The following is a 20,831-nucleotide window of genomic DNA, read 5'->3' as shown; positions in this document are numbered from 1 at the left end:
ACGAAGAAACGGCCGCTCGGCATGCGGCCGTTTTTCGTCTGCGCACCGTCGCTGCTGTCCGCGCGAACGCCGCGCTCGCAGATCAACGCGTCGGCACGAGCCGCTGCACGACCCATCCGCCGAACACGTTCACCACCAGCCCGAACATCACCAGCGCCGCGCCGACGATCTGCGCGCCCGTCAGATGCTCATCGAGCAGCACCGCCGCAGACGCGAGCCCGACGATCGGCACGAGCAGCGAGAACGGCGCCACCTGGCTCGCCGGATAGCGCGACAGCAGCCGGCTCCACAGACCGTAGCCGAGCAGCGTCGCGATGAACGCCAGATAGACCACCGCGAAGATCGACATCGCGCCGATCCCCGCAAGCGCCGCGGCAATCCGCTGCGGCCCCTCGAGCGCATACGACAGGGCAAGAAACGGCAGCGGCGGAATCAGACTCGCCCACACGACGAGCCCCACCAGATTCACTTTGCCGACCTTCTTCGTGACGATGTTGCCGAGCGCCCACGACACCGCCGCGCACAGCGTCAGCGCGAAGCCGGCCGCGGTCATCTCGTGGCCGCCCTGCAGCGCGATCACCGCGAGTCCCCCGGCAGCGATCAGCAGCCCCAACGCGTTCTGCGCCCGAAAGCGCTCGTGCAGGAAGAACATGGCGAAGATCAGCGTGAAGAACGCCTGCGCCTGCAACACGAGCGACGCGAGCCCTGCCGGCATGCCGACGTACATCGCGGAAAAAAGAAACGCGAACTGGCCGAACGAGATCGTCGCGCCATACGCGAACAGCCAGCGCCACGGCAACTGCGGCCGCTTGACGAAGAACACCGCCGGGAATGCGGCGAGCAGGAAGCGCAGCGCGCCGAGCAGCATCGGCGGCACGCCATGCAGGCCCACCTTGATCACGACAAAATTGATACCCCACGCAACCACGACGACCAGCGCCAGCAACAGATCCTTCGGTGACATCCGTGTCTCCACCCGTCAATTTTAGTTTGAACGCCAGAGTGTAGCGGAGCGCGCGGCGCGAAAGACCGTCTGTCGAACGCGAAGATTCGTAGTGCGCCGGGCAGTAGAATGACCGGATCTTCTTCTTTCGCGAGACCTCGATGTCCTCCTCGATCAAAGCGGTGCTCAAGCCTCATCTCCGCGATATCGGCAATCTCACCGTGCGCCGCGTGCTGCCCGCGATGGCGGCCCGTCTGATCGGCCCGTTCATCTTCTTCGATCACATGGGGCCGGCCACGCTCGCCCCCGGCATCGGCCTCGATGTGCGGCCGCATCCGCACATCGGGCTCGCCACGGTCACCTATCTGTTCGACGGTGCGATCATGCATCGCGACAGCCTCGGCTCCGAGCAGAAGATCGTCCCCGGCGACGTGAACTGGATGACCGCGGGTCGCGGCATCGTCCACTCGGAGCGCACGCCGCCCGAGGAACGCGCAACCGGCATAGCGATGCACGGCATCCAGACCTGGGTCGCACTGCCGCTCGCCGACGAGGAAACCGAACCGTCGTTCGAGCACTACGCGGGCAACACACTGCCGCAGATCGAGCGCAACGGCGTCACGCTGCGGGTGATCGCCGGCGACGCGTTCGATCTGGTGTCGCCGGTCCGGACGTTCTCCCGCACGCTGTACGTCGCCGCGCACTTCACGGCGGGCGGCGCGTTCGCGCTCGGCCCCGAGCATGACGAGCGCGGTGTGTACCTGGCGGAAGGCGATCTCGAGATCGACGATACGCCGCTCGAAGTCGGCCAGATGGCTGTGCTGACGTCCGGCGAAACGGTTACGCTCGCGAGCCGGAACGGCGCGACGGCGATGGTGCTGGGCGGCGAGAAACTCGAAGGCGAGCGGTTCATCGAATGGAATTTCGTCGCGAGCTCGCGCGAGAAGATCGAGCGCGCGAAAGCCGCGTGGACGGATCAGCAGATGGGCAAGGTGCCCGGCGAAACGGAATGGATTCCGCTGCCCGAACCGCGGCCGCAGTCGAACTGACATTGATGCATTGAATCCGCCGGCGCCGCCCCCATTTGAACGCTGACTGTTTTACTTCGACGAGGACGCAATGGAAACCACTCTGGCCACTTTCGAAAAGGACGTGATCACCGCGTCGACCCTTGCGCCCGTGCTGGTCGACTTCTGGGCGCCGTGGTGCGGCCCGTGCAAGACGCTCGGACCGATGCTGGAAAAGCTCGAAGCCGAATACGACGGCAAGTGGCGGCTCGTGAAGGTCAACGTCGACGAGAACCAGGAACTCGCCGCGCACTTCGGCGTGCGCAGCATCCCGCACGTGGTCGCGTTCGCAGACGGCCAGGCGGTCGACCAGTTTGTCGGCGTGCTGCCCGAAGGGCAACTGCGTGAGTTCCTCGACCGGCTCGTCCCGGACGGCGCGGAGGCCGCGCGTCAGCATGCGCAGGCGGCGCTCGCCGAAGGCCGGCGCGAAGATGCCTACGATGCGCTGCAGGCCGCGCTTGCGTACGATCCCGGCTACGACGACGCACGGCTCGACCTGATCGAACTGCTGCTCGAAGATAACCGGCTCGACGAAGCGCGCAACGAAGTCGATCTGCTGTCGCCGAAAACGACGCAGGGTATCGACGCGCGCTACAACGCGATCAAGACGCGTCTCGACGCGGTCGACGCGGCAGCCGACCTGCCGCCCACCGACGCGCTGGAAGCACGCGTCGCCGCCGATCCGGCTGACCTCGAAGCACGTTTCGATCTGGCAAGCGCGCTGATCGCGCGCCGCAAGTACGAAGGCGCGCTCGACCATCTGCTGGTGATCGTCCAGCGCGACCGTACGTTCCGCGACGACATCGGGCGCAAGACCATGTTGTCCGTCTTCGATCTGGCCGCGCATCAGCCGGAACTCGTGTCGCAATGGCGCCGCAAGCTGAGCGCAGCGCTGTTCTAAACCCGCGCTAACGGTGAGCCGTTAGCGCGTCACCCCTCACGCGGTGTCAGCGCGCGCAACACGTGCGCGACCGCCGCGAAACCGAAGCTCGCGGTCACGCACACGCTCGACCCGAACCCCGCGCAGTTGAGTCCTACTGGCCCGGTCTGCCCTGACTGCTCCGCAGCGTCGTCAACGTCGTATACCGCCGCGTCCGGATAGATCAGCGGCTCGTCGGAATACACGGCACTCACCTTGAACTTCGCTTTCGGTCCGCGCGGAAAGCCGTGCTGCTTGCGCAGTTGCGCGCGCACCTTCGACAACAGCGGATCCTGGATCGTCAGCGCGAGATCGTCGATGCGGATGCGCGTCGGGTCAAGCTGACCGCCCGCGCCACCCACGGTGATGAGCGGCTGTCCCTGCTGCACGCACCACGCGATCAGCGCGGTCTTCGTGCGCACGCTGTCGATCGCATCGATCACGTAGTCGAAGCCGCCGCCCAGCACCGTGGCGAAATTGTCCGGCTCGATGAAATCTTCGACGACTCTCACATCGCATGCCGGATCGATCAGCGCGATCCGCTCGGCCATCGCATCGACCTTCGGTTTGCCGTAGTTGCCGTCGAGCGCGTGGATCTGCCGGTTCGTGTTGCTCTCCGCGACGTTGTCGAGATCGATCAGCGTCAGCCGGCCGATCGCGCTGCGCGCGAGCGCTTCCGCCGCCCACGACCCCACCCCGCCGATACCGATCACCGCGACGTGCGCACGCTCGAATGCAGCAAGCGCCGCCGTACCATAAAGCCGCGCGATGCCGCCGAAGCGGCGCGCGCGGTCGGCGGATTCAGCAGTTCCAACAGGCGTGGAGCTGGTAGTAAGATCGGCAGGAGTACCGGGAATAGCGTTCGCGTGAGGCGTGGACATGATCGAAGACTCGTTGCTGGGCGGACCGGAATACCCGCTCGCCAAAGGGGGTATTGTGCCCGATCGCGCGGCCGCGGGTGTCCGCGCGGCGGACGTCGCAGCGTTGAGCGACCGCACGCAGAAAATTCGTTCCTTCGCTATACTGACCCCACTGTAGTGTTCGCATAAGAAGATGACCTCACTCGCCGAACTTCGCAAAAACTACTCGCTCGGTTCGCTCGACGAAGCCGACGTGGATCGCGATCCGATCCGGCAATTCAACGCGTGGTTTGCTCAAGCTCTGGACGCCGAACTTCCCGAACCGAACGCGATGACCCTCGCCACCGTCGACGCCGACGGCCGGCCTTCCGCGCGCATCGTGCTGATCAAGGGGGTGGACGAACGCGGCTTCGTGTTCTTCACCAACTACGAGAGCCGCAAAGGCCGCGAACTCGCGCACAACGACTACGCAAGCCTGCTGTTCCACTGGATCGAACTCGAGCGCCAGGTGCGCATCGAGGGCCGTGTCGTTAAAACGACCGTCGAAGAAAGCGATGCGTACTATGCGTCGCGTCCGCTGGGTTCGCGGATTGGCGCATGGGCCTCCGATCAAAGTCAGGTAATTGAAAGTCGCGAGCAGCTCGAAGTGAAAGAGCGCGACGTGCGCGCGCGCTATGGCGACAGCCCACCGCGGCCGCCGCACTGGGGCGGCTACCGCATCGTTCCCGACACGATCGAGTTCTGGCAGGGCCGGCCGTCGCGGCTACACGACCGGCTCCGCTATACGCGGGAAACTGCTGGTGGCGCGGGTGGCGACTGGCGAATTGCGCGTCTCGCGCCTTGATTTAATAGCGCCGGCGACGGCCGCGAAGCCCCGCACGGCGAGTCAGCAAGCTCTGGTTTGTATTTCATCGGACACGGAGAAATAACATGTTCTGGGAGAAGAAACTCGCGCAGTGGGTGGAAGAAGTCAGAAGCCAATCCAACCTGCCCGCACGTCTCGTGCTGTGGGATGGCCAGCAACACGACTTCGGCACGTTCGCCGCGCCACGGGTCACACTGAAGGTCAACAGCGCGTCGGCGCTGCCGCTCCTGCTCGAACCGAGCCTCGACAATCTCGGCGAGGCGTACGTGAAGGGCAAGATCGACATCGAAGGCAAGCTGTCGGACATCATCAACATCAGTTACTCGCTCGCGCGCAGTACCGTCACGCATGCAGGCAAGCTCGCGCGCGTGCGCCGCTACTTCAATCACTCGAAGTCGTCGGACAAGAAGGCAATCCAGTATCACTACGATGTCTCGAACGAGTTCTACAAGCTCTGGCTCGACGAGAACATGGTGTATTCGTGTGCGTACTTCGAGAACGGCGATGAAGATCTCGCCACCGCGCAGATCAAGAAGATCGATCACATCCTGACGAAGATCCAGCTGCAACCCGGCCAGCGTCTGCTCGACATCGGCTGCGGCTGGGGCGCGCTCGTGTTGCGCGCGGCGCAGAAGTTCGGCGCGCAGTGTGTCGGCGTGACGCTGTCGCAGAACCAGTTCGATCTCGCCACCGCGCGCGTGAAGGCCGCTGGTCTCGAGAACCAGATCGAGATCCGTCTGCAGGACTACCGCGACGTCGCGGGCCAGTTCGATCGCATCACGAGCGTCGGGATGTTCGAGCACGTCGGCCGCAAGAACCTGCATGGCTATTTTCAGAAGATTCGCGACCTGCTCGTCGACGACGGCATCGCGATGAATCACGGCATCACGTCGTCCGATTCGGACAGTGGCGAAACGGCGCTCGGCGGCGGCGAGTTCATCGACCGCTACGTGTTCCCGGACGGCGAACTGCCGCACATCAGCCTCGCGCTCGAAGCGATGCAGCGCGGCGGCCTCGAAGCGGTTGACGTCGAAAGTCTGCGCCGTCACTATGCGCAGACGCTCGACATCTGGGCGGAGAATTTCGAAACGCACGCGGACGTAGCAAAGACGCTCGTCGACGACGAGAAATTCCGTATCTGGCGCGTGTACCTCGCCGGCTGCGCGTACGCGTTCGAAAACGACGACGTATCGATCTACCAGGTGGTGTGTCGCAAGTCGGGCCGCAGCGCGAAAACGCTGCCATGGTCGCGACGCTATATGTACGAAAAGCCGCTGTGATGTCTTGATGTCGTGGCGCCGAAGCCTCGCGCGACGGCTCCGGCGCCCTTACCCGCTTCAGTAGAACCGATGGACGAACGCGCCCTCGCGCAAACCATGAATGCACCGTCCGACGCGAACGCCGCGCCGGACGGCAGCGTCGACGAACTGGATCAGGTCGATCTGTTCGGCATGCTGGTCGCGCCGGCTTCTCCCTCTTCTATTTCTTCCGCACAGAACGCGCCCGCGCCGCGCAACGTCGCATCGCGGCCGCCTGCTGACACCGCTTCGCTATGGGCCGACGATGACGACGCCGACGCCGATTCCGAAGAAGCAGACGCATCGACCGAACCCGACGACCCCGCCTCGTCGCGCACCGAACCACCCGCACGCAAGCGCCGCGCACGCGACGTGCTCGCCGTCGAACCGTCCGCGGACGTGACCGCCATCGCCGCCACGCTGCCGCCGAACGTGCACCTCGGCACGTCGACGTGGTCGTTTCCCGGCTGGAACGGCATCGTCTACGGCGACGACTACAGCAACAGCAAGCTGTCGCGTGACGGCCTTACCGCGTACGGCGCGCATCCGCTGCTGCGCACGGTCAGCATCGACCGGTCGTTCTACGCGGCGCTGCCGGTCACCGACTATCTGCGCTATGCGCAGCAGGTGCCGGACCATTTCCGCTTCATCGTGAAAGCGCCGGCGCTCGTCACCGACGCAACCGTGCGCGCCGAGCGCGGTGAACCCGTATCGGCAAATCCGTGTTTCCTGAATGCGCAGCTCGCGACCGACGAATTCGTGCGACCGTGCCTCGACGGCCTCGGCACGAAAGCCGGTGCACTGGTGTTTCAGTTCTCGCCGCTGCCCGACGAAATGCTTGCGGACCCGGCCGCGTTCATCGAACGCCTCGCCGCGTTTCTCGGCGCGCTGCCGCCGCTGCCTGCGGAACCAGGCGGCCCGTGCTACGCAGTCGAGATTCGCGACGGCTGTCTGCTGACGCCGCGCTTCATCCGTACGTTGAAGACAGCCGGCGTGCGCTATTGCGTCGGCGTGCATGCGCGCATGCCCGATCCGCTGCGGCAAGCCGCAGCGCTGGCACTGCTCGATGCGGATGGCGATGGTCCCGCGGGTCCGCTGATCGTGCGCTGGAGTCTGCACGGCGGCTTCCGCTACGAACAGGCGAAGGCGAAATACGAGCCGTTCGACCGGCTCGTCGACGAAGATCCGCCGACCCGCCGCGCGCTCGCCGAACTGGCCGCGCGCTATGCGATCGCGGGTCAGCCGGTGCTGATCGCGGTGAACAACAAGGCGGAGGGATCGGCGCCGCTCACGTGCATCGAACTCGCCCGGCTCATCGCCGAAGCGATCGAGCGGATGAAGAACGACGGCGCGTAATGCACGCGCCGTCGCAGTACACAGCGCTCAGGCGCCAGCCTTGATCCGGTGCGCGAACTTCTGACGGAATTTCGCGACCTTCGGCGCGACGACGAACGAGCAATAGCCCTGGTTCGGGTGCTGCACGAAATAGTTCTGATGATAGGCCTCGGCCGGCCAGTAATTGCCGTCGAGCGGCAGCACCTGCGTGACGATCTGGCCGTCGTAGATGCGGTCGGCCGTCACTTCGCGGATCGCCTGCAGCGCCGTTTCGCGCTGTGCATCCGAATGTGTGAAGATCACCGACCGGTACTGCGTGCCGACGTCGTTGCCCTGCCGGTTCAGCTGCGTCGGATCGTGGATCGCGAAGAAGATATCGAGCACCTCGCGATAGCTGATCTTTCCCGGATCGAACCCGACCTTCACGACTTCCGCGTGCCCGGTCTCGCCGTCGCAAACCTGCTCGTAGGTCGGACGCTGCGTTTGACCGCCGGCGTAGCCCGACTCTACCGAGCTCACGCCGTCGACACTCAGAAATACCGCCTCGAGACACCAGAAACACCCGCCGCCCAGGGTGGCGGTTTCGACTGACTGGCTCATGCTGCGACCTCCTCGTTGAATGCGGCACCGTGGCCGGTGAACGCGCGCGGGCTTGCAGGAGCCTCGCCGCGCGGCCGGTCTGTCCGCGATTCCGTTAAAATTGGGACAAATCGCCGGTTTTCACCACCATGACTTTCGAATCGATCCTTGCTACTGCGCGCGATTACACCGCCGCGTCGCCGACCCGGCGAACGAAGCGGACACTCCGCCGATGAAACACGCCACACCGCCTGATTTCGATGCCGCCGCGTTCAAGCGCGCGCTCGCGCAGTTCGCCACCGGCGTCACCGTCATCACGACGCGCGCACCGTCCGGCCAGCTGATCGGCATCACCGCGAGTTCATTCAATTCGGTGTCGCTCGCGCCGCCGCTCGTGCTGTGGAGTCTCGCCACACGCTCGGCGTCGATGCCGGTCTTCAGGTCGAACAGCCATTATGTCGTGAATGTGCTCGCCGCGTCGCAACTCGATCTGTGTACGCGTTTCGCGACCGTGAAGGGCAATCGCTTCGAGGGCGTATCGCATGAGGAAGGGGATAGCGGAATGCCGGTACTGAACGGCGCGCTCGCGTGGTTCGAGTGCCATAACCGTAGCCGGTACGACGAAGGCGATCACGTGATTTTCGTCGGCGAAGTGGAGCGCTGCGGCGTGCATGAAAACGCCGGCGACACGTCGCCGCTCGTGTTCCAGAACGGCGGCTTTCATGGGTTGAAGCCGGTAGATTGAGATCTGCCCTGCAGCAAAGCCACACCCGGCTGAGTTCGACCTACCCCCCCGAGCTCGCCGCCCGCCCCGCCGTCTCCACCAGCCCGACCGGCACGCCCGTATCTTCCTTGAGCGTCTGCAGCACGATGTTCGACCGGATGTCGAGCACGCCGGGCGCCTTGTACAGCCGCTCCAGCACGAAGTCCGAATAGTGTTTGAGGTTGTGCGCGAGCACGCGCAGCAGGTAATGCGTCTCGCCGGTGACGACGAACGCGCCGACCACCTCGGGCCAGTCGCGCACCGCTTCCGCGAACCGCTCATGCCAGTTCGGCTGCTCGTTGCGCATCGACACCTGCACGAACGCCTCCAGCTCGAAGCCCAGCACCTGCCGGTTCAGGCTCGCGCGGTAGCGCTCGATCACGCCCTGCTCCTCCAGCAACCGCAGCCGTCGCAGACATGCCGACGGCGACAGCGAAATACGTTCCGCCAGATCGAGGTTGCTGATGCGGCCTTCCTGCTGCAGCACCGCCAGAATGCGGCAATCGGTGGCGTCGAGCGAGATCGCGTTCATTTTCGGTCTCCCTTTCCGGTTTGGCTCAAATTATGTTCCAAGAGACCCGAAAAAACGAGATTTATTCGCAAGCATATTTTGTCGCGTCTTGCCTATCATTCGAGACATCACACCGACAAGGCATCGGAGACATGGACACACTCTGGGACATCACCCCCGCCGTCGACACCGCGACGCCCGTCTGGCCGGGCGATACGCCGGTTGGCATCGACCGCGTATGGCGCATCGAAGCCGGTTCGCCGGTCAATGTCGCGCGGCTCACGCTGTCGCCGCACACCGGCGCACACACGGATGCGCCGTTGCACTACGACGACGACGGCCTGGCGATCGGCGAAGTGCCGCTCGACGCGTACCTCGGACGCTGCCGCGTGATTCATTGCATCGGCGCCGCGCCGCGGGTCGAACCGCACCACGTCGCCGCCGCGCTCGACGACCTGCCGCCGCGCGTGCTGCTGCGCACCTACGAACGCGCGCCCACGGCTACATGGGACAGTGCGTTCTGCGCGGTCGCGCCGGACACCATCGACCTGCTGGCCGCCCACGGCGTGAAGCTGATCGGCATCGATACGCCGTCGCTGGACCCGCAGGAATCGAAGACGATGGACGCGCACCACCGCGTGCGCGCACACCGCATGGCGATCCTCGAAGGCATCGTGCTCGACGCAGTCGCACCGGGCGACTACGAACTGATCGCGCTGCCGCTCAAACTGACCACCCTCGACGCCAGCCCCGTGCGCGCCGTGCTGCGCGCGCTGCGCTGACCTTTCCCGACCTTACCGAAACCTCATGAAAAACCGTGACGAAGCACTGGCGCTCGACCGCGCCGACCCGCTCGGTGCATTGCGCGGTCAGTTCGCGCTCGCGCCGGATACGATCTACCTCGACGGCAATTCGCTCGGCGTCCCGCCAACCGCCGCCGCGCAACGCGCGCAGACCGTGATCGCCGAAGAATGGCAGCAGGGGCTGATCCGCAGCTGGAACACCGCGGGCTGGTTCGCGCTGCCGCGCCGCCTCGGTAACAAGCTCGCGCCGCTGATCGGCGCCGTCGACGACGAAGTGGTCGTCACCGACACGATCTCGATCAACCTGTTCAAGGTGCTGTCCGCCGCGCTGCGCGTGCAGAACGAACGCGACCCGCGACGTCGCGTGATCGTCTCCGAGCGGTCGAACTTCCCGACCGACCTCTACATCGCGCAAGGGCTGATCGAACAGCTGGACCGCGGCTACGAACTGCGCCTCGTCGACGATCCGGCCGAGCTGCCGGATGCGATCGGCGACGACACCGCGGTCGCGATGATCACGCACGTCAACTACCGCACCGGCCATATGCACGACATGGCCACGCTCACGCAGCTGATCCATCGCAACGGCGCGCTCGCGCTGTGGGATCTCGCGCATTCGGCAGGCGCGGTGCCGGTCGATCTGAACGGCGTCGACGCCGATTACGCGGTCGGCTGCACGTACAAGTATCTGAACGGCGGCCCGGGTTCGCCGGCGTTCGTGTGGGTGCCGAAGCGGCATCAGAATGCGTTCACGCAACCGCTGTCCGGCTGGTGGGGACATCGCGCGCCGTTCGAGATGAATCCGCAGTATCGACCCGACGACGGCGTCGGACGCTTTCTGTGCGGCACGCAGCCGATGGTGTCGATGGCACTCGTCGAATGTGGGCTCGACGTGTTCCTGCAAACCGACATGCAGGCGATTCGCCGCAAGTCGCTCGCGCTGACGGACTTGTTCATCGAACTCGTCGAGTCGCGCTGCGGAGAGTTTCCGCTACGGCTCGTCACGCCGCGCGCGCATGCGCAGCGTGGCTCGCATGCAAGCTTCGAACATCCGCACGGTTACGAGGTGATGCAGGCGCTGATCGCGCGCGGCGTGATCGGCGACTACCGCGAACCTGCGGTGCTGCGCTTCGGCTTCACGCCGCTCTATACGCGCTATGTCGACGTGTGGGACGCCGTCGAGATCCTGCGCGACGTGCTCGCCACCGAACACTGGCGGGCGACCGAATTCGCGACGCGCGGCGCGGTGACCTGAGGAGCGCACGATGACCGATCCGAAGCAGCCAGCCGCAAGCCCCGCACAGGGATGTCCGTTCGGGCACGGCGATTCGCCCTCGCCGCAAGCCATGAACGCCGCAGAAAGCCCCGGCTGGCACGACGCGCAGCTCGATTTCTCGCAGTCGATGAGCTACGGCGACTACCTGTCGCTCGATGCGATTCTCAACGCGCAGCATCCGAAGTCGCCGGACCACAACGAGATGCTGTTCATCGTCCAGCATCAGACGAGCGAGCTATGGATGAAGCTCGCGCTGTACGAACTGCGCGCCGCGCTCGGTGCCGTGCATCGCGACGAACTGCCGCCCGCGTTCAAGATGCTCGCGCGCATCTCGCGGATTCTCGAACAGCTGGTGCAGGCGTGGAGCGTGATGGCGACGATGACGCCGTCCGAGTACACCGCGATGCGGCCGTACCTCGGCCAGTCGTCCGGTTTTCAGTCGCACCAGTACCGGCAGATCGAATTCCTGCTCGGCAACAAGAACGTGCAGATGCTGAAGCCGCATGCGCATCGGCCGGAGGTACTGGCCGACGTGCGCGCGACGCTCGAAGCGCCGTCGTTCTACGACGAAGTGGTGTTCATGCTCGCACGCAAGGGCTTCGCGATCTCGCCCGAGCGGCTCGCACGCGACTGGACCCTGGCGACTGAACATGATCCGTCCGTCGAAGCCGCGTGGCTCGAGGTGTACCGCAATCCATCGCAGCACTGGGAGCTCTACGAGATGGCCGAAGAGCTCGTCGATCTCGAGGACGCGTTCCGTCAGTGGCGCTTCCGCCACGTGACGACCGTCGAGCGGATCATCGGCTTCAAGCAGGGCACCGGCGGCACGAGCGGCGCGCCGTATCTGCGCAAGATGCTTGACGTCGTGCTGTTTCCGGAGCTGTGGCACGTGCGGACGGTGCTGTAACTCAACCGTCGCTTCGTGCTTCGTAAGCGATCGACGAACGACCTCTCTCCGAGAGGATCACACTTCGCTCCATACCAACCAGCGCCTACGTACCGGGTGAAAAGGCGCTTGTATGTGGCTTGATCGCCGTCGATGACGTAGATGCCTCCATCATCGGCAATGCCGCTGGAGCTTGCCAGCCGGCCGAACAACCCGCTCGACAAAGGATCGGTCGCGAGAAGGACGACTGCGGGATTACCTGTGCTTGAACGGAATGCTGCGACACTGGCGTAGCGGGTCTGGGGCGAGGTTGTCATTGTGTTCGTCCCAAGTTTGCGTTTTGATGTTGCAGGGTGGGCGCGTCGGTCTTGAGAATTGTGCGCCTACCAGTCGTGGTTATTGACGAACCCGAACACGCACTGCGCGACGATGCGGTATCCGTCCGCTGTCAGATGGAGTCGATCGACCCTGAGCGAACGCGGGACAATGTCCGCTGTGCGGTCCGCCAGATCAGCGGCGGACGCGTTCGCATGAGCGATCAGCGCGGCACGTATATCGATGAAGTGATCGGGGAAACGCGTGGCAAGCTTCTGGTTGAGCGCTACGATCGTGCGATATCGCTGGGTACCACGGCCTTCGTCCGCCCCGTTCACGATTGACAGAACGATAAAGCGACCACGGTCCACGCGCGCGGCCATGCGCGCGATATTTTCGACGGTGTGAGCGGTCCCGTCTTCGTTGACATCGTTGCGTCCGGCCCAGATTACATTGATGTCGTCGCGATAGTCGTCGACGATGAACGGACTGTCGGCGGGAATCGCGATCTTCGCATCGACTGTCGCGTCGCGAATGAAGACATGCCGATCGTTCGCGGCGTAGGCGAGTTCTCCGGGGATGCCGTTCAGCGTGCCGTGCACGGCGCCGATTCCGGCACCCGGGATGTTCAGACGGTTGGTCACGGTGACGGGGATTACGTTGCCATCCGTCCCGCCGTCATCTGCCGTGCCGGAACGCGCGACGCTGAGCCGTGCGACGAGTGCCCCTTGCCGTGCGGCGATCGATTCGGAAGTCTGTCCGGAAACCCCGAAGTTGCGCACCGTCCGTCCACCGAGCAAGCGGGATAACTGGTAGGGCCACGTGCCGCTCAATCCGCCGATGCCTGGCGTACCGGTCGTCAGCGAGTCGCCCCATGCGTCAATGGCGAGGCCGGCCGCCGCGGATGGGGGCGACGCGAACAGCAGCAGCGACCCCGTGCATATCACCATGCCGGCGAGCCGCCGGACGAGATCAGTTCCGGGCCGCCGCATCGGTCAGTACGCGACGGACGGAACGACTTCCCGCGAGGCGGCTGCCGAGGCGGATCGCGGGACGCTCGACGAGCAGGTAGGCGAGATGGCTCACGGGAATCGTGAGTACCGCGGCGATCAACAGCGGCATCGTCGCACCGAACCGGTCACCAGCAATATGAACGACGGCAAAGAGCACGATAGCGTTGTACAGATACAGGCTGTACGAGATCCGGCCGAGGAACGGCAGCGGCACGATGGCGAAGAGCCGTTCGACGATCGGGACGGCCACAGCGCATGCAATGATCCCGCACACCGCAACGAGCACGATCCAGTCGAACAGATAGTCGCTCGCGATGATGTCCGGCATCAGCATCGACAGGGGCCGGGCCACGACGTACAGCGCGAGCGATGCCGAGAAGATCGACATTGCAGTGCCTCGGGTGCGGTAGCTGAACCATGTGCCGATTGCTCCGCGATGTTTCGCGAGCGCCGCACCAGCGACGAACATCAGCAGATAGTGAAGGGTGGGCAGCCACTCGGCTGCGATGCTGGCCTGGATGATCGCGTGACGGGTGTGAACGGCATAGGCGCAGACCGCGGCTGAAAGCAGCGCGCTTATCGTGAGCGTCTGCCAGACCGGTACACGGAACACGAGCAGCACGACCGGCATGAAGATCAACGAGATACGCATTTCGTAGACGAGCGACCAGACCACCGGGTCTAACTGGCCGGTGTCGAACGGCAGGATGAACAGCAGATGCCGTATGAGATCGCCAGCCGCAGGCGCCTGGTTCCAGTAACTGTTGAACCACGGACCTGCCCAGTCGATGGGACCGCCTGCACAGTATGCAACGCACGCGTACGCAACAGTGAGCGCGCCCGCGTATGGCAGATAGATCCGGCAGACCCGCCGCACGACGTACTCGCCGTAACGCAGGCCGCGTGAGCCTTTGACCTGCAGGGTCAGCACGAATCCGCTCAATGCGAAGAACAGGATGACCGCTTCGTGACCGCCCGAAACCAGACGCACGGGGGAGTGACGCAGGCCGAGCAGCGGGGCCAGCAGCGTGAAATGCGACAACACAACGGTCAGTGCGGCAAGTCCGCGCAACGCGTCGAGTTGCTGGTAGCGGCCGTCACGGTCCATTGTCCCTCCGTCTTCGCTCTGCCCTCCGTTCGGGCAGAACCGGTTATGACTGAGGTCGGATTATTTCTCATGCCTGCCGGGCTGCTCTGTGCTATTCCCAACCATCGCGGCTATATAACAGCGGCGAACTGGTTCACGGCGATGTCTCCTTCCCGCGCATTCGCGATCGAACGAAACACTGTTGCATCGCACATCGTTTGTGAATGCGCGGAGACTAAACCGCCCGCGATGCAAAACGCAAACTATGGGCATGGGGATCACATGCCGGAACTATGCAAAGTGCGAAGCGTCAGCGCGCCGTATACCCCCCGTCGATCGGCAACGCCACCCCGCTGATCATCGACGCCGCATCGCTCAGCAAAAAGAGAATCGGCTGCGCGACCTCGTCGGGTTCAGCGAACCGATGCAGCGGAATGCCCTGCAACGCAGGCTCGCGCTTCACAGGATCGCTCCACGCGAGCACCGCCATCGGCGTTAGCGTAACGGTCGGGTTCACGCTGTTCACGCGGATGCCGTGTGGACCCAGCTCGACGCACAGAACACGCGTGATCGCATCCATCGCAGCCTTCGACGCGCAATACCCGAGGTGATCGTCGAGCGCGACGAGTGACGCCTGGCTCGACACGTTGACGATGCTGCCCGCGATCCCCGCATCGATCATCCCGCGCGCGACGTAGCGCGCGACCAGTGCCGCGCCGCGCGCGTTGACGGCCATCACGCCGTCGAAGCTTGCGGCGGTCGTATCGAGCGCGCGTTCGAGCAACGCGACGCCCGCGCAATTCACAAGACCATCGAACGCTCCGAGCGACGCGAACGCGCAGTCGATCGAGCCAGGATCACCAACGTCAAGCACCAAAGGCTCGCAGCCGGTCTGCTGGGCGAGCCGCGCGAGTTCAGCCGCGTTGCGCGCAGCAGCCACGACACGTGCGCCGCTCGCGCACAGCCGTTCGACGGTAGTTCGACCGATACCGCTCGATGCGCCCGTCACGAGGATCGAGCGTCCGGAGAAATCGAAGTGCGCGTTCATGCGGGCTGCAACCGATGCATGATCGGCTTCAATGCCGGGTACAGATCGGCATAGACGCCGAAACGCTCCGCGTAGAGTTGTTGCCGCTGCGCATCGGGTCGCGCGCGCTCGACGAGTGTGATCCAGCCGCGCTCCGCTTCTTCGCGATCGATCAGCTGCGCGCCGACCGCAGCGAGCAGCGCGGCGCCCATCGCAGCCTCGACGTCCTGCTCGATCGTCAGCACCGGATAGCCGGTAATGTCCGCGATGATCTGCATCCACAGGTCCGAATGCGCGGCGCCGCCGACGACGATCAACCGTTCGTCGAGCGATTGTGCGCCGCGCCGGCCCGCTTCGATGTTGTGCTTCAGAGCAAACGTCACGCCTTCGAGCACCGCGCGGTACAGATGCGCGCGCGTGTGGAACAGGCTCAATCCGATGAACGCGCCGCTCGCCTTCGCGTCCCATACCGGGCTACGCTCGCCCATCAGGTACGGCAGGAACATCACGCCGTCGGCGCCGGCCGGCACCTGCGCGGCCGCTTCTTCGAGCACGCGGTGCGGATCGCCGTGCGGCGTCCCTCGCGCGGCTTCGATTTCCGCATGACAGAACTGGTCGCGAAACCACGTGACCGACGCGCCAGCCGTGATCGCGCCGCCGAACACATAGAGATCGCGCTGTCCGTTGAATACGTGCGGCATGCTGACGAGCCCATGCCGCGCATCGACACTCTGGTTCAGGTAGCCCCAGCACATGCTCGTGCCGATCATCGCGACGTGCTGGCCCGGACGCGTGACGCCCGCCGCGAACGTTGCGACCGCCGCATCGACACCGCCCGCGACGATCTTCGTGCCCGCATCGAGCCCAAGCTGTTCGCTCCATTGCGACAGCAACCCGCCCACCACCTCCGACGATTCGACAAGCCGCTCAGGCATCATCGTCGCGGGAATACCGAGCATGTCGAGCGCTTCGTCGGACCAGTCGCGTTGCGCGACGTCGTACACGCCGCCGATGTTGCCCGCCGAGCTGTGATCGACCGCGACCTCGCCGGTCAGCAGATAGATCAGGTACGCGTTCGGCGGCAGGAAGTAACGCGTCTTCGCCCACACGTTCGGTTCGTGCTCGCGCAGCCACAGTATTTTCGTGTAACCGTAGTAGCTGTCGACGCCGTTACCGGTGATCGTCTGCAAACGCTCGACGTCGACGTGCGCGCGCACCCAGTCGACCTGATCGGTTGCGCGGCGGTCCATCCAGATCAGGCACGGGTATAGCGGCCGCATCTCGTTGTCGACCGGAATGCCCGAGCCGCCGTACAGACTGCTCACGCAGACCGCCTTGATCGACGAACGATCGACACCCGCCGCCACGCCTTTCTCGACGCAGCGCGCGATGCACTCGGCGACCGCCTTCAACCAGACCGCGGGCCACTGTTCTGCCCACAGCGGCTTCGGCGTGTCGGGCTGGTAGCTGCTCGCATGCTGCGCGACGATCGCGCCGTGCCGGTCGACGAGCAGCGCCTTCGTGCTCTGCGTGCCGATGTCGACACCGATGACGTAGTCCATAGTGTCTCCGTATATACCGTGCCCGCCGCGCTAGCCGCGCGGCTTCATCAGCACCTTGATCGAATCGAGCGAGTTCGCGACGCGGATCGCTTCGTCCCATTCTTCGAGCGAGAAGTCGTGCGTGACGATGCCCTTCGACGTGACGAGACCGCGCGCGAGCAGATCGATCGCGATCGGGTAGCAGTACGGGCCGAGGTGCGCACCACGCACGTCGAGCTCCTTGCGATCGCCGATCACGGACCAGTCCATTGTAGTCTCGGCGCCGAACACCGAAAACTCGACGAAGCGTCCGAGTTTGCGGATCAGGTCCATCCCTTGCGTGACGCCTGCCGGCACGCCGGTGGTCTCGATGTACACGTCGCAGCCGTAGCCGCCGGTGAGCGACTGCACGATCGCGAGCGCATCGTCTTCCTTCGGATTGATCGTCACGTCGGCACCGTATTCACGCGCGAGTGCGAGCCGTTCCTCGACGAGATCGATCACGACGAGCTTCTTCGGTGTCTTCAGATGCGCGACCTGCGTCATCATCAGACCGAGCGGTCCTGCGCCGGCGATCACGACGACGTCGTCGAGCTGCAGGTCGCCGCGGTTCACCGTGTGGATCGCGCACGCGAGCGGCTCGATGATCGCAGCATCTTCGAGCGAGATGCCCAGCGGAATCTTGTGGACGATCGCGGTCGGCGGAATGCGCATGTACTCGGCCATGCCGCCGTCCGCGACTTCGCGCTGGAAACCGAAGATGTTGTGCACTTCGCACATCCAGTACTGACCCGAGCGGCAATAGCGGCACTTGCCGCACGGCACGATCTGCTCGGCGATCACGCGGTCTCCAGCCTGCACGCCGAAGTGTTCCGCCGCGCCTTCGCCCAGTTCCTCGACGTAGCCGAAGAACTCGTGGCCCGGAATCACCGGCGCCTTTACCCACGGGTTCGAGCCGCCCCAGAACATCTTCGCGCCGGAGTGGCACTTGCAGTCGCTCGCGCAGATGCCGCACGCGGCGATACGGATCACGAGTTCGTTCGCGCGGGCGAGTGGGCGCGTCACCTGTTCGACGCGATAGTCTTTCGGCGCGTGACAGACGATCGCCGTCATCTGTTGAGTAGGGTCCTGGGTGCTCATTGCATGGCCTTGCTTCGAGAGTGGAGAGAGAAAGGAAACCGAAGAGAAAAACGCGGCGCTCACTTCCTGCGTTCGCGGCTGATGTAAATGGCGAGCAGGATGATGCCGCCTTTGATAACGTTCTGGACGTACGGATTCACGCCGATCATGTTCAGTCCGTTGTTCAGCACGCCGAGCAGCAACGCGCCGATCAACGTCCCGATGATCGAGCCGCGACCGCCGGAAATCGACGTGCCGCCCATCACGACGGCTGCGATTGCATCGAGCTCAAAGCCGACGCCGGCGTTCGGCTGACCGCTCATCAGACGCGCGGTCAGCACGATCGCAGCGAACGCCGACGTGAGGCCCGCGATCGAATAGACGAGCAGCTTCACGCGCGCAACGCGCACACCGGACAGGCGCGTCGCCTGCTCGTTGCCGCCGATTGCATAGACGTAACGGCCGAACGGCATCCGTTCGAGCAACAGCCAGGCGAGCGCGTAGATCACCAGCATGATCAGCACCGGCGCCTGAATGCCGAGCACCTTGCCGCTGCCGAAGAAGCTGACCCAGTCGGGCAGCCCGTCGATCGGATAGCCGCCGGTGTAGATCAGTGCGAGGCCGCGCGCGATACCCATCGTCGCGAGCGTGACGATGATCGGCGGCATGCCGGCGAACGCGACGAAGAAGCCGTTCGCGACGCCGAAGCCGAGGCCGACGGCGATGCCGATCGCGAGCGCGGCCACCGCGTTCATCCCGGCCACCATCAACCCGGCGGCGAGCGTGCCGGACAGCGCCATCACCGAGCCAACCGACAGATCGATGCCGCCCGTCAGGATCACGCAGGTCATGCCGACCGCGATGATCGCGTTGATCGACACCTGACGCAGCACGTTCTCAAGATTCGCGGCCGACAGAAAACTGTCGCTCGCGAACATCATCGCGATGCACACGGCAACCAGACCAACGAACGGATAGAACAGCGTCGAGCGTCTAAGCGACGCCCAGTTAAAGCGCAGCGGCATGCCCGGTGTATCGGATGGCGCACGCGAAGTCTTGGGAGAAGAGGAATCAGGCGTGTTCATGGTGGGCTCCCTGGTTGCCTGCGGTCGCGCAGGTCATGACGGCGTTCGCGTCGATCGCGTCGCCTTCGAGCGTCGCTTCGATGCGTCCCTGACGGAACACCGCGACGCGATCGCACATGCCGACGATCTCCGGCAATTCCGACGAAATCATGATGATCGAGTAGCCGCGCGCGGTGAGTTCGCGCATCAGTAGATAGATTTCGGCTTTTGCGCCGACGTCGATGCCGCGTGTCGGTTCATCGAAGATCAGGATGTTCGCGTGATGGTTCAGCCAGCGCGCGATCACGACCTTCTGCTGATTGCCGCCGGACAGCGTGCCGACCTCTGTGTTCATCGTCGGGGCCTTCACGCCGACGCGCTTCATGATGTCGGTGGTCGCGCGCGCCTCGCTGCGCCGGTCGATGAAAAATCGCGCCGCGCGGTACTTGCCGAAGTTGTTGATCGAGATGTTCTGCTTGATCGAGAAGTCGGTGATGAGCCCCTCGGTCTTGCGGTTTTCCGGCAGGATGCCGACGCCAGCGCGTAACGCATCGGCCGGGTCCGACAGCTTCGCCGCCGCGCCGCGGATGCGGATCTCCTTCACGTGCGCGGCGTCCGCGCCGATCACCGCGAGCGCGGTCTCGGTACGCCCCGAGCCGACGAGCCCCGCGAAGCCGAGAATCTCGCCTTCGCGCAACACGAAGTGGTTCACCGGACCGTCCTTGTGCAGCTGCAACGCGTCCACTTCGAGCACGGGCTTCGCGTCGGCACGCAGCGGCGGCTTCGGCGGAAAGCTGCTTTCGATCCTGCGCCCGACCATCATCTCGACGAGCCGCCCAACGTCCGTGCTCGCAACGTCCGCCATACCGACGTAGTGACCATCGCGCAGCACGGTGATCCGGTCGCAGACTTCGAAGATCTCTTCGAGGTGATGCGAGATGAAGATCATCGCGACGCCCTGCTGCTTCAGTTCGCGCATGATCGCGAACAGATGCTCCGCTTCGGCGGGCGTGAGCGTCGCGGTCGGTTCATCGAGGATCAGGATGCGCGCGTCGAGCGACAGCGCCTTGCCGATTTCGACGAACTGCTGCTGCGCGACCGACAGCTCGCGGATCGGCACCGCGAGATCGATCGCGACGCCGAGCCGCGCGAAGATATCGGTCGCGGCACGACGCATCGCCGTGCGGTCGAGCATGCCGAAACGGCCGCGCCGCTCGCGGCCGAGAAACATGTTCTCGACGGCGTTCAGATACGGAATCAGGCTGAATTCCTGAAACACGATGCCGACGCCGGCCGAGACCGCATCGTGATAGTTCGCGAAGCGGCGCGTCTCGCCGTCGATCACGATGGTCCCCTCGTCCGGCGCGTAGATGCCGCACAGGATCTTCATCAGCGTCGACTTGCCCGCGCCGTTCTCGCCGAGCAGCGCGTGAATCTCGCCGCGCGCGATCTCGAGGTGGATGTCCTGCAGCGCCTTCACGCCGGGAAATCCCTTCGAGATGTGTTCGAGCCTGAGTATCGTGTCCATCGCTGCCCTCCAGCTCGCCGCGCACGGGTTAC

At 64.6% G+C, this 20,831-nt stretch carries 21 protein-coding genes; 10 read left to right on the top strand and 11 right to left on the bottom strand.

Translation table 11 applies throughout. From position 1 onward, the window contains the following. Positions 1 to 82: 82 nt before the first annotated feature. Positions 83 to 964: an EamA family transporter gene (locus tag ACREXZ_RS18665; protein WP_431765589.1), complete on the bottom strand. Its 882-nt coding sequence runs from the start codon at positions 962 to 964 to the stop codon at positions 83 to 85. A gap of 140 nt (positions 965 to 1,104) precedes the next feature. Between ACREXZ_RS18665 and ACREXZ_RS18660 the strand changes: the two genes are divergently transcribed. Together ACREXZ_RS18660 and trxA are read left to right on the top strand one after the other, a co-directional pair. Further along, positions 1,105 to 1,992, top strand: a complete 888-nt coding sequence (locus ACREXZ_RS18660) for a pirin family protein (protein ID WP_431765588.1) — start codon at positions 1,105 to 1,107, stop codon at positions 1,990 to 1,992. Positions 1,993 to 2,062: 70 nt separating this feature from the next. Beyond that, on the top strand, positions 2,063 to 2,911 hold the full coding sequence (trxA, locus tag ACREXZ_RS18655) for a thioredoxin (protein ID WP_431765587.1): 849 nt from the start codon (positions 2,063 to 2,065) through the stop codon (positions 2,909 to 2,911). 29 nt (positions 2,912 to 2,940) lie between these two features. On the opposite strand, the gene tcdA is transcribed toward trxA, so the two are convergent. Next, entirely contained in the window at positions 2,941 to 3,810 is an 870-nt protein-coding gene (gene tcdA, locus ACREXZ_RS18650; RefSeq protein ID WP_431765586.1) for a tRNA cyclic N6-threonylcarbamoyladenosine(37) synthase TcdA, read from the bottom strand. Between tcdA and ACREXZ_RS18645 the strand changes: the two genes are divergently transcribed. From ACREXZ_RS18645 to ACREXZ_RS18630, 4 genes are all read left to right on the top strand, one after another. Beyond that, positions 3,809 to 3,967 carry a hypothetical protein gene (locus tag ACREXZ_RS18645; protein WP_431765585.1) on the top strand — a complete coding sequence of 53 codons (159 nt, stop codon included), beginning with the start codon at positions 3,809 to 3,811 and terminating at the stop codon, positions 3,965 to 3,967. The two genes, tcdA and ACREXZ_RS18645, sit on opposite strands and share 2 nt — an antisense overlap. A gap of 15 nt (positions 3,968 to 3,982) precedes the next feature. Further along, positions 3,983 to 4,633 carry a pyridoxamine 5'-phosphate oxidase gene (gene pdxH / locus ACREXZ_RS18640; RefSeq protein ID WP_431765584.1) on the top strand — a complete coding sequence of 217 codons (651 nt, stop codon included), beginning with the start codon at positions 3,983 to 3,985 and terminating at the stop codon, positions 4,631 to 4,633. Between the two features lie 86 nt (positions 4,634 to 4,719). Continuing rightward, positions 4,720 to 5,934 carry a class I SAM-dependent methyltransferase gene (locus ACREXZ_RS18635; RefSeq protein WP_431765583.1) on the top strand — a complete coding sequence of 405 codons (1,215 nt, stop codon included), beginning with the start codon at positions 4,720 to 4,722 and terminating at the stop codon, positions 5,932 to 5,934. Positions 5,935 to 6,003: 69 nt separating this feature from the next. Continuing rightward, on the top strand, positions 6,004 to 7,308 hold the full coding sequence (locus ACREXZ_RS18630; protein ID WP_431765582.1) for a DUF72 domain-containing protein: 1,305 nt from the start codon (positions 6,004 to 6,006) through the stop codon (positions 7,306 to 7,308). Positions 7,309 to 7,335: 27 nt separating this feature from the next. Here ACREXZ_RS18630 and msrA read toward each other — a convergent pair whose 3' ends face one another. Beyond that, positions 7,336 to 7,887, bottom strand: a complete 552-nt coding sequence (msrA, locus tag ACREXZ_RS18625; RefSeq protein WP_431765581.1) for a peptide-methionine (S)-S-oxide reductase MsrA — start codon at positions 7,885 to 7,887, stop codon at positions 7,336 to 7,338. A gap of 211 nt (positions 7,888 to 8,098) precedes the next feature. Between msrA and ACREXZ_RS18620 the strand changes: the two genes are divergently transcribed. Next, the gene (locus ACREXZ_RS18620; protein WP_431765580.1) at positions 8,099 to 8,611 is read left to right on the top strand and encodes a flavin reductase family protein; all 513 of its coding nucleotides are present in this window, start codon (positions 8,099 to 8,101) and stop codon (positions 8,609 to 8,611) included. Positions 8,612 to 8,651: 40 nt separating this feature from the next. Here ACREXZ_RS18620 and ACREXZ_RS18615 read toward each other — a convergent pair whose 3' ends face one another. Then, positions 8,652 to 9,161 (bottom strand): Lrp/AsnC family transcriptional regulator, encoded by a 510-nt coding sequence (locus ACREXZ_RS18615; RefSeq protein ID WP_431765579.1) that lies wholly within the window; start codon positions 9,159 to 9,161, stop codon positions 8,652 to 8,654. A gap of 131 nt (positions 9,162 to 9,292) precedes the next feature. Between ACREXZ_RS18615 and kynB the strand changes: the two genes are divergently transcribed. The 3 genes from kynB to kynA are packed head-to-tail and all read left to right on the top strand — an operon-like array spanning position 9,293 to position 12,126. Continuing rightward, complete coding sequence (gene kynB / locus ACREXZ_RS18610; protein ID WP_431765578.1) at positions 9,293 to 9,922, top strand: arylformamidase; 630 nt, start codon at positions 9,293 to 9,295, stop codon at positions 9,920 to 9,922. 25 nt (positions 9,923 to 9,947) lie between these two features. Next, positions 9,948 to 11,198, top strand: coding sequence for a kynureninase (kynU, locus tag ACREXZ_RS18605; protein WP_431765577.1), 1,251 nt, complete (start codon positions 9,948 to 9,950; stop codon positions 11,196 to 11,198). A gap of 10 nt (positions 11,199 to 11,208) precedes the next feature. Continuing rightward, positions 11,209 to 12,126 carry a tryptophan 2,3-dioxygenase gene (gene kynA / locus ACREXZ_RS18600; protein ID WP_431765576.1) on the top strand — a complete coding sequence of 306 codons (918 nt, stop codon included), beginning with the start codon at positions 11,209 to 11,211 and terminating at the stop codon, positions 12,124 to 12,126. A 362-nt stretch (positions 12,127 to 12,488) separates the two neighbouring features. Here kynA and ACREXZ_RS18595 read toward each other — a convergent pair whose 3' ends face one another. The 7 genes from ACREXZ_RS18595 to ACREXZ_RS18565 all read right to left on the bottom strand — a co-directional run bounded on the left by ACREXZ_RS18595 (position 12,489) and on the right by ACREXZ_RS18565 (position 20,799). Then, positions 12,489 to 13,370: an SGNH/GDSL hydrolase family protein gene (locus ACREXZ_RS18595; protein ID WP_431765575.1), complete on the bottom strand. Its 882-nt coding sequence runs from the start codon at positions 13,368 to 13,370 to the stop codon at positions 12,489 to 12,491. Positions 13,371 to 13,392: 22 nt separating this feature from the next. Then, complete coding sequence (locus ACREXZ_RS18590) at positions 13,393 to 14,541, bottom strand: acyltransferase family protein (RefSeq protein WP_431765574.1); 1,149 nt, start codon at positions 14,539 to 14,541, stop codon at positions 13,393 to 13,395. Positions 14,542 to 14,830: 289 nt separating this feature from the next. Beyond that, on the bottom strand, positions 14,831 to 15,568 hold the full coding sequence (locus ACREXZ_RS18585) for an SDR family oxidoreductase (protein ID WP_431765573.1): 738 nt from the start codon (positions 15,566 to 15,568) through the stop codon (positions 14,831 to 14,833). Then, positions 15,565 to 17,109 (bottom strand): FGGY-family carbohydrate kinase, encoded by a 1,545-nt coding sequence (locus ACREXZ_RS18580; protein WP_431765572.1) that lies wholly within the window; start codon positions 17,107 to 17,109, stop codon positions 15,565 to 15,567. Before ACREXZ_RS18580 ends, ACREXZ_RS18585 begins: the two co-directional genes overlap by 4 nt. A 30-nt stretch (positions 17,110 to 17,139) precedes the next feature. Further along, positions 17,140 to 18,228: an alcohol dehydrogenase catalytic domain-containing protein gene (locus ACREXZ_RS18575; RefSeq protein ID WP_431765571.1), complete on the bottom strand. Its 1,089-nt coding sequence runs from the start codon at positions 18,226 to 18,228 to the stop codon at positions 17,140 to 17,142. 59 nt (positions 18,229 to 18,287) lie between these two features. Beyond that, positions 18,288 to 19,292, bottom strand: a complete 1,005-nt coding sequence (locus ACREXZ_RS18570) for an ABC transporter permease (protein ID WP_431765570.1) — start codon at positions 19,290 to 19,292, stop codon at positions 18,288 to 18,290. Beyond that, complete coding sequence (locus tag ACREXZ_RS18565) at positions 19,279 to 20,799, bottom strand: sugar ABC transporter ATP-binding protein (RefSeq protein WP_431765569.1); 1,521 nt, start codon at positions 20,797 to 20,799, stop codon at positions 19,279 to 19,281. The genes ACREXZ_RS18570 and ACREXZ_RS18565 overlap by 14 nt, the downstream gene beginning before the upstream one ends. Positions 20,800 to 20,831: the final 32 nt, after the last annotated feature.

This window comes from Paraburkholderia sp. (assembly GCF_050742655.1).
In the GTDB taxonomy this organism is placed as follows: domain Bacteria; phylum Pseudomonadota; class Gammaproteobacteria; order Burkholderiales; family Burkholderiaceae; genus Paraburkholderia.
This window is presented reverse-complemented; position numbering and strand designations above follow the sequence as displayed.

Excerpts from the sequence above, each read along its gene's own strand:
- ACREXZ_RS18660 (WP_431765588.1), top strand. The coding sequence starts at position 1,105 with ATGTCCTCCTCGATCAAAGCGGTGCTCAAGCCTCATCTCCGCGATATC.
- ACREXZ_RS18580 (WP_431765572.1), bottom strand. The coding sequence starts at position 17,109 with ATGGACTACGTCATCGGTGTCGACATCGGCACGCAGAGCACGAAGGCG.
- ACREXZ_RS18630 (WP_431765582.1), top strand. The coding sequence starts at position 6,004 with ATGGACGAACGCGCCCTCGCGCAAACCATGAATGCACCGTCCGACGCG.
- ACREXZ_RS18645 (WP_431765585.1), top strand. The coding sequence starts at position 3,809 with ATGATCGAAGACTCGTTGCTGGGCGGACCGGAATACCCGCTCGCCAAA.
- kynB (WP_431765578.1), top strand. The coding sequence starts at position 9,293 with ATGGACACACTCTGGGACATCACCCCCGCCGTCGACACCGCGACGCCC.
- trxA (WP_431765587.1), top strand. The coding sequence starts at position 2,063 with ATGGAAACCACTCTGGCCACTTTCGAAAAGGACGTGATCACCGCGTCG.
- pdxH (WP_431765584.1), top strand. The coding sequence starts at position 3,983 with ATGACCTCACTCGCCGAACTTCGCAAAAACTACTCGCTCGGTTCGCTC.
- ACREXZ_RS18590 (WP_431765574.1), bottom strand. The coding sequence starts at position 14,541 with ATGGACCGTGACGGCCGCTACCAGCAACTCGACGCGTTGCGCGGACTT.
- kynA (WP_431765576.1), top strand. The coding sequence starts at position 11,209 with ATGACCGATCCGAAGCAGCCAGCCGCAAGCCCCGCACAGGGATGTCCG.
- ACREXZ_RS18565 (WP_431765569.1), bottom strand. The coding sequence starts at position 20,799 with ATGGACACGATACTCAGGCTCGAACACATCTCGAAGGGATTTCCCGGC.
- ACREXZ_RS18570 (WP_431765570.1), bottom strand. The coding sequence starts at position 19,292 with ATGAACACGCCTGATTCCTCTTCTCCCAAGACTTCGCGTGCGCCATCC.
- kynU (WP_431765577.1), top strand. The coding sequence starts at position 9,948 with ATGAAAAACCGTGACGAAGCACTGGCGCTCGACCGCGCCGACCCGCTC.
- ACREXZ_RS18595 (WP_431765575.1), bottom strand. The coding sequence starts at position 13,370 with ATGGTGATATGCACGGGGTCGCTGCTGCTGTTCGCGTCGCCCCCATCC.
- ACREXZ_RS18575 (WP_431765571.1), bottom strand. The coding sequence starts at position 18,228 with ATGAGCACCCAGGACCCTACTCAACAGATGACGGCGATCGTCTGTCAC.
- ACREXZ_RS18620 (WP_431765580.1), top strand. The coding sequence starts at position 8,099 with ATGAAACACGCCACACCGCCTGATTTCGATGCCGCCGCGTTCAAGCGC.
- ACREXZ_RS18585 (WP_431765573.1), bottom strand. The coding sequence starts at position 15,568 with ATGAACGCGCACTTCGATTTCTCCGGACGCTCGATCCTCGTGACGGGC.
- ACREXZ_RS18635 (WP_431765583.1), top strand. The coding sequence starts at position 4,720 with ATGTTCTGGGAGAAGAAACTCGCGCAGTGGGTGGAAGAAGTCAGAAGC.
- tcdA (WP_431765586.1), bottom strand. The coding sequence starts at position 3,810 with ATGTCCACGCCTCACGCGAACGCTATTCCCGGTACTCCTGCCGATCTT.
- ACREXZ_RS18615 (WP_431765579.1), bottom strand. The coding sequence starts at position 9,161 with ATGAACGCGATCTCGCTCGACGCCACCGATTGCCGCATTCTGGCGGTG.
- msrA (WP_431765581.1), bottom strand. The coding sequence starts at position 7,887 with ATGAGCCAGTCAGTCGAAACCGCCACCCTGGGCGGCGGGTGTTTCTGG.
- ACREXZ_RS18665 (WP_431765589.1), bottom strand. The coding sequence starts at position 964 with ATGTCACCGAAGGATCTGTTGCTGGCGCTGGTCGTCGTGGTTGCGTGG.